General features: G+C 44.5%; 12 protein-coding genes. All 12 read right to left on the bottom strand.

Annotated features, from left to right (window positions below; all coding sequences use genetic code 11):
- Positions 1-426 precede the first annotated feature (426 nt).
- The 12 genes from K6K13_RS18805 to sctN all read right to left on the bottom strand — a co-directional run bounded on the left by K6K13_RS18805 (position 427) and on the right by sctN (position 12,004).
- Positions 427-1,626, bottom strand: coding sequence for an IpaD/SipD/SspD family type III secretion system needle tip protein (locus tag K6K13_RS18805; RefSeq protein WP_222158345.1), 1,200 nt, complete (start codon positions 1,624-1,626; stop codon positions 427-429).
- Positions 1,627-1,697: 71 nt separating this feature from the next.
- Positions 1,698-2,939, bottom strand: a complete 1,242-nt coding sequence (locus tag K6K13_RS18810) for an IpaC/SipC family type III secretion system effector (RefSeq protein WP_222158346.1) — start codon at positions 2,937-2,939, stop codon at positions 1,698-1,700.
- Positions 2,940-2,999: 60 nt separating this feature from the next.
- Complete coding sequence (sctE, locus tag K6K13_RS18815; protein ID WP_222158347.1) at positions 3,000-4,925, bottom strand: type III secretion system translocon subunit SseC family protein; 1,926 nt, start codon at positions 4,923-4,925, stop codon at positions 3,000-3,002.
- The gene (gene sicA, locus K6K13_RS18820; RefSeq protein ID WP_434064584.1) at positions 4,925-5,479 is read right to left on the bottom strand and encodes a type III secretion system translocator chaperone SicA; all 555 of its coding nucleotides are present in this window, start codon (positions 5,477-5,479) and stop codon (positions 4,925-4,927) included. The genes sctE and sicA overlap by 1 nt, the downstream gene beginning before the upstream one ends.
- Positions 5,480-5,611: 132 nt before the next feature.
- Positions 5,612-6,751 (bottom strand): EscU/YscU/HrcU family type III secretion system export apparatus switch protein, encoded by a 1,140-nt coding sequence (locus tag K6K13_RS18825; RefSeq protein ID WP_222158348.1) that lies wholly within the window; start codon positions 6,749-6,751, stop codon positions 5,612-5,614.
- An 18-nt stretch (positions 6,752-6,769) separates the two neighbouring features.
- Entirely contained in the window at positions 6,770-7,534 is a 765-nt protein-coding gene (sctT, locus tag K6K13_RS18830) for a type III secretion system export apparatus subunit SctT (protein ID WP_222158349.1), read from the bottom strand.
- 11 nt (positions 7,535-7,545) lie between these two features.
- Positions 7,546-7,800: a type III secretion system export apparatus subunit SctS gene (gene sctS / locus K6K13_RS18835; protein ID WP_222158350.1), complete on the bottom strand. Its 255-nt coding sequence runs from the start codon at positions 7,798-7,800 to the stop codon at positions 7,546-7,548.
- A complete protein-coding gene (locus tag K6K13_RS18840) occupies positions 7,797-8,465 on the bottom strand; it encodes an EscR/YscR/HrcR family type III secretion system export apparatus protein (RefSeq protein WP_222158351.1) in 669 nt (222 codons plus the stop codon). Before K6K13_RS18840 ends, sctS begins: the two co-directional genes overlap by 4 nt.
- Complete coding sequence (locus tag K6K13_RS18845; protein WP_222158352.1) at positions 8,455-9,390, bottom strand: FliM/FliN family flagellar motor switch protein; 936 nt, start codon at positions 9,388-9,390, stop codon at positions 8,455-8,457. Before K6K13_RS18845 ends, K6K13_RS18840 begins: the two co-directional genes overlap by 11 nt.
- Positions 9,390-10,283, bottom strand: a complete 894-nt coding sequence (locus K6K13_RS18850; protein ID WP_222158353.1) for a SpaN/EivJ family type III secretion system needle length determinant — start codon at positions 10,281-10,283, stop codon at positions 9,390-9,392. Before K6K13_RS18850 ends, K6K13_RS18845 begins: the two co-directional genes overlap by 1 nt.
- Entirely contained in the window at positions 10,264-10,725 is a 462-nt protein-coding gene (locus K6K13_RS18855) for a SpaM family type III secretion system protein (protein WP_222158354.1), read from the bottom strand. Before K6K13_RS18855 ends, K6K13_RS18850 begins: the two co-directional genes overlap by 20 nt.
- Positions 10,709-12,004, bottom strand: a complete 1,296-nt coding sequence (gene sctN, locus K6K13_RS18860; protein WP_222158355.1) for a type III secretion system ATPase SctN — start codon at positions 12,002-12,004, stop codon at positions 10,709-10,711. The genes K6K13_RS18855 and sctN overlap by 17 nt, the downstream gene beginning before the upstream one ends.
- Between the last annotated feature and the right edge of the window lies 1 nt (position 12,005).

Raw genomic sequence — 12,005 nt, forward strand, 5'->3', positions numbered from 1 at the left:
CTAAAACTAACAACGATATTATTCCTTACTCGCTCTATATGTTTAGCCACCGCGCGCCAACATCGTGAGCAGGTAATTTCCGCTCTGGGATCAGGTATTCTAGGGCGCATCGCATCCATATGGTCATTGACTAACGGATTATTCGAATAAACCGGTTGTTCATTAAATATCGGGATTTTTCTAAAATAGCGGATACCGTTCTCTCGTTGATAAATCTCTCTCTGCCTGTCTGTCATTGGAATGTTTTTTATTCTCTCAACATTCTTCGGCGTGTAATAAACACTTTGATAAACATAATCTTTCACACCCCATAAATTTGATGTTATCGTCCTCGGACTCCTCATCAAATTATAATACGGCGTGGGAAGTTCATTACTGTTTTTTAGTCTGAATACCATAGATATTAAAAAAAAGGCTAATTAGATATTAAGACAGTGCTTTTAGAACGTCTCTGGCACTATCACCTAGCGTACTGATGACGCTACTCAGTACTCTGTTCAAATTATCAAACGTGCTGTTTGACTGACTGTATCGCTGGGCAAAAGATTGCATGTTACTCTGAAAAGCACTGCTTACAGAATTGAAACTGGCCAGCCAGGCTTGATAGCGTGTAGTAGACACTTCGGTATATGAGCCATCCTCTGTGACTTTCGCCAACACCACGCTATCATAAGTGTCCTTATTAAAACTGATTTTCCCATCGGTACCGACCTTGAAGGCTGGTTCCAACGTTGCCACCATCTCTTTTTGCTGGCTGGGGCTCATTTTATCCCAATCAGGCACGCTACCAAGCTGAATCTTGTCAAGATACCCATCTTTAAAAGCCTGATATCCGTATTTTCTCAGATTGGGTTCATCAAATTTTACTGAATTTGCTTCACTTCCTGAATGTGTAGAATCAGCGGCAACCTTCTGCACAGTTTTATTATACCCATCGTACATCTCAGTGTATTTCTGCAATAAATTGCCATAGAAATCCACGTAGTTGGTTTTAACGTTTGCGATAACTTTAGTAATTTCTGCCCAGAGATCCGCGTAACTGGTACTCGTTGTAAACGGTTCACTTGGATTGTCTGCGCTTCTTCGGGCACGAGACTGCGTGGGTGCAGATTCCTCATCAGGAACAGCGGCCTGTGCCTGATAAGCCAAATTTTCCGATTTCGCTACTGTCGCTTTATTCTTTAATTTATCGTCACGAATCTGCTGTTGAATCTTGTTAAGCTGCGTCTGGATTGCGCACTGTAACGCGGTCAACTGCGCTTTTATGTCATCGGGACTTTCTCCCGACAATACATTTTGTTGTTGCGAACGCCGGATTTCATCAACGTACTGTAATAATTTATCACCCGATACCAGGTTGGAATTCATATCGAAATGGGTGAGCAATTGCTCAATGCTGAGCATTTTCTCATGCATTTCACAGAATGATAATGGCCATTCAATTAGCTTATTCCCCTCCTTATTATCAGTAATAAGAAATAGCAAAAAAGTTTTCACATCATGCTGCGAATAAGTATCAGAGACATCTGATGTCCCCTGCCAATGCGCCGCTGTGGTATAAGCGTCTGTATTCACGCGTGGGAATATTGCCGTACAAGCCGGTAAAAGCGGATTTGAAATAGTCATTTTTTTCGCCAAAAAGAAAAGGGATAACGACTCAATATAAGCTGGGTATCGCCAGGGAATACGCGAATACACTATGCCATCTTGCTGGCAACCGCCGAGACTGCATCATTGTTGTTATTAAGTATAGCCAGTAGCGCTTGTCGTAAAGCAGATTCACCCTCACTGGATTTTTTGGCCGTTTGCTGATGAACATTATCTACCTCGCTGCTCACCGTTTGATTCGCTCGCATTATTTCAGCATCTTTGTTTTGCTCGGCAGCAGTAACACCGTACGATCCCTGTGTAATATCATGAATCGACCTACTGGCTTGCACCAAAGCATCAGATTGAATGCGGGTTTTCTGCGATGTATTCGATATTTGTTGATGAGAATAGCGAAGTGAAATACTTTCCGAATTCAGTCTTGAATGCGCACGTTTCAAACGTGCGGTAACCTCATCCTCGACAGTGATACCTTCACTCACCAATTTATCCCTATGGTTCTGTAGGCTATTTTTCGCCTGTTCCGCTTGTTCGTTAAGCCGGTTGGATCTTTTCAGATTGTTTTCTATTGAAGCCGATTCTGCTTTTAACGATCTTCCTGCTGTGAATGCCGAGACGCTCTGCATTCCCATGCTTAACGCGCCAGAAACGATGGCACCCGTCTGATTTTCCCGTGCTGAGCGAACCAAGTGCTGCCCAGTCGCATTCGCCGAAGCCATTGCAACATGAGACCACTGTGCGGCCGACGCATTAAAATGCGCTTCCTGGCGATTTAATGACTGCAAAATACTGGTAAACGCATCTAAAATCCCCATATTGCCCATCACGTTGCTATAACGATAACCACCAGGACTTGGCGGTGTAATATCCGTCCCCCCGTCAACAACGGCATATGAACGTCCTCGCTCTGCCGTGTATTCCACCGTGTTTGTCATCGCGGTCTTGCCTGGCTTTTCATTTGCACTGCGCATTGCCGGATTATCTATTCCAGACAGAAGCTTTGCGCTGCACAGGGTCGCGGCGCCCGCAACAACCTGTTCTATCTTATCGATATCACTTCCTTGCTGGGAATCCATCAGCCTTTGCGCCAATTCGGCTTTAGTATCTGAAGGTATTGCTTTATTGGTTGATGCAGGAAGCATCAATTCAACAGGCAGCGTATTGGCGTAAGCGCTATCTGCGTCTCCGATACTTCTGGAAGCAGAGGTCAGATCCGCCAAAGAAAGCATCTCTGGCGAACGCAGAGTAAAAGGCTGCGCTGAGGAAACAGTATTATCCGTATTTACATTCAACCCGTTTTGAGTTGCGACCGGCGATAATGTCGTCATCATATTTTCCAACTCCGTATAAGTAAATGTCTCTGTTTTGAAAGCCCCTAATGATAAAAAGGATTACCCCGCAACATGTTGCATTTTTCGGGTTATATATTTTCCCGCTTGCATCTGGTTTTCCGCCACGACAGCCATATTTTCAATAATGGCATTTGCTGCCTCAATGCGTTGAGTAAAACTCTCTACCATTCGGTCCAATAGCGCATTTAATACACTCTGCAATGCCAGATCTTCTAGCATTTTGGCACGCAGTTTTTCTGCTTCCACCTTAGTTCCGGCAACAGCAATGTCCATACCCGTTTGAATTGCAACGTTTGCGGTCATTGTGGCATTTTGGGTTTGCTGTGTGATATTAATGAGTCTGACACTCTTGATATTCTGAACAGCTATCGAACGTGTAGCCGTTGATCCCCATGACGTAATGAGCCGTCCAACAGCGTTATCCATCATTTTTTGCAACATTCTTTTTGCTGCCTCCTTGGTAGATTGCATAATCGCAGTGGAAGACAGTTTATCTGCCAATTTACTAATAAGACTTCCAGCCACCATGGCTGCTGCGATTAATAGAACAACGGCAGTAATTGCACCCATTATTTCACTGATCATTGCCGCTGTTTCTTTATCAACCCCAAGCGACTCCAAAATAAATGAATAATATTTAGCCAGCAATTCCATTAATGGCTTAACGACGTTTTCCATAAAAGGTTGCATAGCCTGTTGTATAAAAGACTCGCCCGTTATCGCTTGGTAGATGGCATCGCCAGCCGTCAATGCTAACCCGATGGCAGCCAGTGCCAATGATGTCCCTCCAGTGAAAATAGCCGCTGCAAAACCGACAATAGCGATAACCCAGCCAAGAATTTTACCGACACAGCCCATAGTTTTTTGCATATCTTCTGCTTTACGCTGCTCAATCTCATACTCGCGCGCTTTTTTTTCAGCATCTTTGGCCGCCGCCTCTGCCAGCTTTTGCTTTAATGCAGAGCCTGCCTGTAAATCCTCACTGGCACTTTTATTAATGAGTTCAGCAATGATAGCCAGTAAATAACAGAGGCTCTTTGCACCTTCATTTTGCTGTTTCCGCTTGTATTCAATAACGGAAATTTGCTGTGCAGGTACAGCCCCCATCAGGGTTTGGGCTTTCTGCTTGGTGTTTTCCAGAAGCGCTCTACTGGCGGCTTCTGCCAGGCGTGCAGGCTCCAGTCGGTTTTTAAGTGCATCATCATACTGGGCCACAGACTGCGCTTTGCGGTTAAATGCCTCGGTAACAGCAGATTTCGCTTGCTCGATTTTCTTGCTCAACTCAGGGGATAGCACGCCGTTCTCTTGTAATTCCTGATCTGCCTGATTTTGCAAAAACTGCAACTGCTTCTGTGCATCGGTATAAGTATCTGTCGCAACGGCAACCTGCTGTTTTAGTCCATCGGCTCGTTTCTGCGCTTGCGACAACGCATCACTGTCATCAGCCCAGCGTTGAGCATCGTTCTCTAATTGATCGGCGAGCGCACGGTATGCCTGAGAATGCCCCTCCAGTTGCGCATTGTAAATTTTAAGTTGTTCAACCATTTTCTGTAACGTCGCATCGCCAGTCAGCTGATTCATTTTGCCTAACAAGCTCGTCATGAGAGCTGATGCGGTCAGCGAATCCTCAGGATGGTCTGCGACCGATGCGATTTGGGACAGCGGAGATAAAGCAAAAGGCTCGGAGGCCAATTGCGGTATATTGGCATCTAGTGGTGTCCGGGGCTGGGCTGCGCTTCCTTGCAATGCGTTAGTGGTATTTTGTAAAATGGCAGACAACTGCTCTGGCTGTAACAATTTCATCGCCACGGCAACAGAATCTCGTTGCGGATGCTCCCTTAGCCCAGCCTCACCAAAACGCTTGATAGCCGTGCTCTGTTTTATTAATTCAGCGCGATGTGTTTCAACGTCACCGCCGCCAGAGAATGCGAATGCCGCAGAAAAATCATCAATAGCTATGTTCATTATTCCTCCCTATTAGCATCCTCTTTTTGAGATCCATTTTCTTCGTTAGCATCCATGTCTTTTAAGGCGGCCAAATACGCCTGTGCCTTCTCTGTTAAACTTACGTCAGTGCATTTTTCGGTTACAATATCAAAACACTTACTCGCCTGAACCGAACGACAAAGCATCAGGTTACACTGCCCAGCATAGAGCATGGGGCGATAATCATTCTCCGAAAGTGAATATGATAATGCATAAAAATCAATGGCTTTTGAGTAATTCTTTTTGAGTTGATAAACCGCTGCCAACCCCATTGCATATTCTGGGTTATAAAAATCGTAGATGCATAAAAAGCGAAAAAGTGATTCAGCATCATCTAACTTGCCCATATGGTAAAAATCATAAGCAAGTTTATAAACATCACTCATTGTTTCATTAGATACGCCATGAACATCTTTTAACGTTGCGCCATTATGAATGGCATCCATGAGTTGCTCTGAATAATCTTTGAGCAAGGTTTCCTCAACCTCATCACGCAATTCATTTTTAGCATCCATTACCTTTTTAAAACTCATTTTAGACCTTCCATATTATTTATAAAATGGAAAAATGTTAATACAACAACAATTCATCGAGAATGCAGACAGTAATGAATACAAGCACTATCATACTGTTCCCTAATGAAGCACGGGTACAAAAAAAACGTACTATTGTTTCTTATCACATAATTTCCCTCCTGAATCTTCCAATGGCGTTTCTTGAGAAATCCCGTTTTCAAATTCAGCACTATCATTATTAGTGCCAAAGGTATCCAATTCTTCAATTTCAACGCGGCGCAACCATATCAATATATCCATAACGGCCATAAGTGCGTCATCATTTATTGAAATAAAGCTGTATGCAGTGTAGCTATTATAAAGTCTCCTTGCCAATTTCACGTCACGAACAACCGGTATTCCTTCTTTTTCCGCATAGGCAATTGCCGCCTGCGCTTTCATGTTTGAGCACCGTAAAGAGATAAACGGAAAATACGCCACATCCATATAAAAATAAATGGCGACCGCAATATGAGTTGGATTCGCCATGATCACTTCTGAGTTTCGAATGGCGGTTCGTTCTTCACTTGAGAGAATTTCGTGATGTGCGCGACGTCGGGCTCGCTTGATTTCAGGATTGCCATCCAACTCTTTTCGCTCTTGTTTTACCTCATGCTTATCCATCTTCATCTCTTTGATATAGAGAAAGTATTCAACAATGAATTCCGCCAACAAAACCAGTAGCGACCAGAGAATAAAGAGCAATATACTTTTTATGGTCACGGACACCCAATAGGTAATTAACTGCATAAGGGTGCCATGATAAACTGATAGTATATACTTCAATTCATTAACAATGAGGGTATAGCAAGTCCCAAATAATACACCCAGGTACAAAAGTGATTTCACAAAATCTTTAGCAGTCCTAAGACTAAATATCCGTTTAAACCCTTCAATGGGATTGAGTGCCTTGAAATTTAAACGTAAAGCTTCAGAAGCTATTGAAAATTTCGTTTGCAATAATGTTGTAGCAAACCCGACGACGATACACAGAATGATAAAAGGCAAACACATCTTTAACAAAACCAGAACCAATTGAGTGCTATACGAAATAACAGTCATCTTATCATTATATAATAAAGCAGCACTGTACAGGTCGATAAGTGGACCAAAATCCATGCCACTTCCCAGGAAAAAAACACCTGAAATTAATACTACCGTTGCAACAAGATCCCGACTGCGGAAGGTTTGCCCTTTCTTTGCAGAATCACGCCTTTTCTTTTCCGTCGGTTTTTCTGTTTTCTCAGCCATATCACTTGCTCCCTGACGTCAAATAAAAAAACGTTGAAACGCCTGTAAAGAAAAAAGAGGTAATGGTTTTTCAGTAAATGAATGGAAGCCATAGAGCAAGAAGACAGCAAAAGCGATGGCACTTTTGATGGTCAGCGAGAGTGAAAACGGATTAAGCTGTGGGCAATAACGCGAAAAAACACCTAATAATACTTCTGACAACATCATGACAATGAGCACCGGTGCCGCTAGCATGATACTGCCTTGCATTAGCAGCAATACTAACTGCCCGGTTTCGTTAATATTCATCTCAGTCAATTCACTGCCTTTGGGCAATACCCGGTAGCTTGCTGACAATACGTCAACCAGCAAACGCATACCGCCCTGGGCAAAAAAGATCGCGCCAAAGGCAAAATTGAAAAAACCAGAGAGAATGGAACCTTGAACACCGTGCACGGGATCGATGCTATCACTTATCGTCGCGCCGCGTTGGTTATCGATGAGTTCACCCAGCGCTATCACCATCCAAAAAGGCAGGCAAAGCGTTACGGCCAAAACCAGCCCCACGACGAGCTCTTTTAGCAACACAATGCAGCCCCCCTGATCAGTAACGGGATTCGCTTCAACGCAGGGCCATAAACCAATAATCACAAGGAATATGACGGTGTTTTTTACAATAAGATTCGCCAAAACTCGCTCACCTAAAATGGGCAACATATAAAAAACAAGCGCCATTCGAGCGTAGGCAAGCATTAAAATCATGACATTATGTTGAAAATACAAATAAAGATTAGTGAATAACATGATGTTATTTCTCACTGAAAAGCCATTGAAAAAACCTGGTATGAGAAATAGAGCATCTCTGCTGAAAACCAATCAATCAGCATGAACAAACTGGCAAACACGGCCAATAACTTTACGCCGAAAGGCAAGGTTTGCTCCTGTATTTGCATTACTGTTTGAAATAACCCAACAACAATCCCTACTGCAGTTGCAAAAGCAATAGGAACAGCCGTTAATTTAAGCACCAACAATAATGCATTATTTCCAACAAAGAGGATGTTATTCATGATGTCATAAGTTCTGTATATTGGGTAATTAACCCCTTGGTTAACAAACTCCAGCCATTCATTGCGACAAATAGAATCAACTTGATCGGGATAGAGATCGTGATGGGGCTCATCATCATCATCCCAAGCGCGAGAAGAATACTGGAAACCACCATATCAATAACAACAAATGGCACGTAGAGATAAAATGCAATTTTGAAAGCGCTCTGAATTTCACTCAACGCATAGGCTGGCATGAGTGTCATCAACGGTAATGATTCCACTTCATGCTCTTCCAATTGAAGGGCGTTATCCTTGTCACCTTGCTGGACATTGTAGAAAAAATAAATAAGATCGCGGTCGGAATAATGCACCAGATAGTTTTTGTAACTGCCTAACCCTTGATCCATAAACAAATTGACTGACTGCGTATTATTAAAATTGATATTATTTTTCTCAACAAATTTTAGTATGTTTTGAGTGACTGGCATCATAACAAAGGCAGTCATGATTAATGCTATGCCATTCAGTGTTAATGTTGAAGGCACTTGCTGAATCCCCAATGCATTACGAACCATGATAAGTACGATAGAAAATTTTATAAAACAGGTTCCACCGGCAATAACAAAAGGTAACAATGTAAAGAATGAGAGCAGTATAATTAGTGAAACATCATTACTCAGCATATATTGCGTCCGTTTTCCCTACGGCTGTGCCGTTCATACTGTTTACCTCTACAGCCAATGAGCCGTCATCCAGTACAACTAACTCACCGCGCGCAAATAGCTTGCGATTCAGATAAATTCTGATCTTTTTTTCCGCATTGCTATTTAACGGTAACTGCGCACCTGGCTGCAAACTATCCAATTCGCCGACCGTAAGCGACACACTGTCTAATACAAACTCAATATTGATGGGCAAATTCATCCATTCAAATGTTATTTCATCTTCTTCGCGTAGCGCATCGTCTGAATCTGCGATGTAAAATTCCTCCACAAAAACCTCCAACTCCTGAGTTAAACAAAAATGAGCAATTGGGCAATGCTCAATAAGCAGCATGGGATCGTAGTGCTCAATACGCATCAAATCGCCTTTGCCCATCGCCACCAATTGCGCCAGTGGCAAGCGGGTACTGCCCAGCCTATAGCGCAGGGTAAAAGGAAGATGTTCAAGCCAGGGGCGAGAAATCAATAGCGCCTGATCTTGGTCCTCCGGCCAGTCGCAACAGAGCAATGAACAGGGTCTGGCAGGTACACGCGTAAGAGATACCGGCAACGGTCTTGCTGGAATAGCGACGTGTTGAATTACCCACCGTTTATTTGCCACCCACCAACACCAATCAGGTTGGTGATGACACAGCCAACGAGAAAGATAGCCAAGTGGCACCTGTTCCCACGCAATACCGGGCAGTTCACCCCCACTCGCCGCAGCCCATTCATCAGCATCAACCCATGCCTGGGCAAAATTCTGTTCCTCATCCTCCAAATCGAGACTGAGGTAACGGCGCGAAGGACTGGGTAGCGCTATTTCACTGCCTGGAACAGTCAGGGTTATTTCCCCGGCGGCATGGGACAGCCGGGACCTTTGACGCAACCGCTCCCGCACATTCATTATTGTTCCTCTTCCTGTTCTTTCTGCTGCTGGCCTTGCTGCTGTTCATCTCCGGCGTTATCGGGAAGGAGAATGTGCGGCGTTTGCTTTGGCCAGTGATCAAGTTGCCGGGCTAGCGCATCGGAAGCGCGCACATCTGACGGTTGCAGAACCATTGCACTTTCGAACAAGCTGTCACGACGTAACGTCACCTTGACAGAATGATCACCAAACCAGCGTTGAAATGGGTAACTGATCCGCACCGTTTGATCGTCATGAGCGTCACCAAAGCGCAGCGTATTCAATCTCTCGCGCTGTGTAATCGTGCTAGAGGTGGTGCTCATGGGCTCATTACGCTGTGTATGAAGTGCTTTAGCGGGGGAACGGGATGTGTCGTAGTGCCCTCTGGTGTCATGCACAGGGCCAACCGCAGGCACAGACTCCGCCAAAGGCTGCATATCGACAGCACGGGAGGCGTCAAATCGCGTGGCAGGCTCAGCCCTATCAGGCACCTTGTCAGACACCTTGCTGCCCCGTTGTTCAAAAAAGGGAACGACGCCAGATTGCTCAGTGGCTGGTAATGTCATGCTATTGGCCACGATGGGCGCCCCATCATGTGCTGTAGCGCGATACGCACTGGTGTGCGAAACAGGTAAATCACGCCGATGCATGTCCTGATCGTACAACACCTGTTTCTTACCCTTTTCTTGCACTGGCGCGCCGTTTTGCTTCAAGCTCAACGGCTTGTCATACAAAATTGGCGTGTAATAATGAAGATACATAATCGTCTCTGAACGTTGTGTTTCTTTGTTTTTCTTTTTCTCTGCTATTTTCTCGAGGGATATTTCACTTTCAGAGTCGGTTTCCGATGAAGTCTGGGTTTTTATTGATGCATCACCCGATTTTTTCTCCATAACTTACTCTCTCCTCAATATCATTTTCAGTATTGGTATCTGCACGTTGAAGTTGGTTACGCCGTAAACGGTGAAGATAGCGTGAAATATTGCGGTGTCTTTTTTCACACCCCACTATCATGCGCTGACATTGTTCAACTTTTTGTTTTTCTATATCAGCATCATTCTGCAAATCAATAATACGCTGAGCAATATCTTGCTGGTTACTCATCAATACCCCCTGCTGCCGAATGCGTTGATACATTTTGCTGCGACTAATCACCCCTGGCGGCATTAACTGAGCAATCTCCATGCTTATTGCTTCATGCTCCTTATGGCATTGGGCAATGGTGTGACAAAACTCATCCAATAACGCTTCACTCTTTTTTTTATCATGCCCGGCGCGATTTTTTTTATGCTCCAGTAAAGCTAAAAAAGCATTTCCTTTACGCCAGGCATGCATAAAGGTTATCCAAACACGCGGTGATCTCGATTTTCTGCATCATGTCCTGTTTTAGAAAATCGGCCATCTGCTCCTTTTTATTCAGGGCAGTATCGTTTTCAGCATTCTCTCCAAGTTGATATTCGCCCAAGTCCAGATAGAGTTGCATATCTTGTTGCCGAAAAAGCAATTCTCGAAAACGTGCTGCGGCACGCTGTTGCTCGGATTGCGTGATATGAAAAAAAAGGCGACTAATGCTTTGTAAAATATCAATCGCTGGATAATGCGCTTGAGCAGCCAATCGTTTACTCAAATAAATATGTCCATCGAGGATAGAACGGACTTCATCGCCAATAACATCCGGTTCCTCTTCATTCTCAATCAATACCGTATAGAAGGCCGTTATTGAACCCTGCTGAAAACGCCCTGGTCGCTCTAACAGTTTGGGCAATGCTTCAAACACAGAGGCAGGATAACCGCGACGAGCTGGCATTTCTCCCATGCTGAGTGCTGTGTCACGTAACGCTCGCGCATAGCGGGTTATTGAATCAATAAACAGCAGGACATGCTTTCCTTTGGCGCTAAAATATTCTGCCACCCGTGTCGCTATCTGTGCGGCATTATAGCGTTCAATACACGATCGGTCCGAAGTGGCGTAAACCAATACCACTTGCGAACGGCGCGGAGATTGCTTCAGCGTTTCGATAAACTCAGTAACTTCACGTCCACGTTCGCCAATCAGACCAATAACATAAATATCCGCCTCAGAATGTTCAATCAACATGCTCATCAACGATGTTTTGCCACTGCCGGCAGAGGCGAAAATGCCTATGCGCTGCCCCAAACCGCAAGTGAGTAACCCGTCAATAGCACGAACGCCCGTCCTCAGTGGCGTATCAATAGGCCTGCGCTGGGTAAAATCTTTGGGCTCGCCCTGTACCGCCAGCACTTGCGTCACGCCAGAATCACGCAACGCGCTGCTATCAAGCCGCGCGCGGACATTTCCCATCGCATCAAGAACAGCGCCAGCAACATTGTCATTCAACGCAATCTTAAACGGTTTACCAGTCGGATAGAGTACATTGCGACGAGAAAAACCCTGGTTATCGTTTAGCAGGCTTAACAGCGTATATTCGTGGTTAAAACCAATAACTTGTGCGAGACCCACTCTTGTCGAATCCTGAAGGGAACGCTGTACCTCACACACCTCGCCAATATAGGTACCCGGTAAATAGGCCTCTATTACGTTTCCCTGAATTCTTACAGGGTGGGCAAGATGGACAAAGTTTTGCGCAACCATA

The sequence above is a fragment of the Symbiopectobacterium purcellii genome, assembly GCF_019797845.1.
GTDB lineage: Bacteria > Pseudomonadota > Gammaproteobacteria > Enterobacterales > Enterobacteriaceae > Symbiopectobacterium > Symbiopectobacterium purcellii.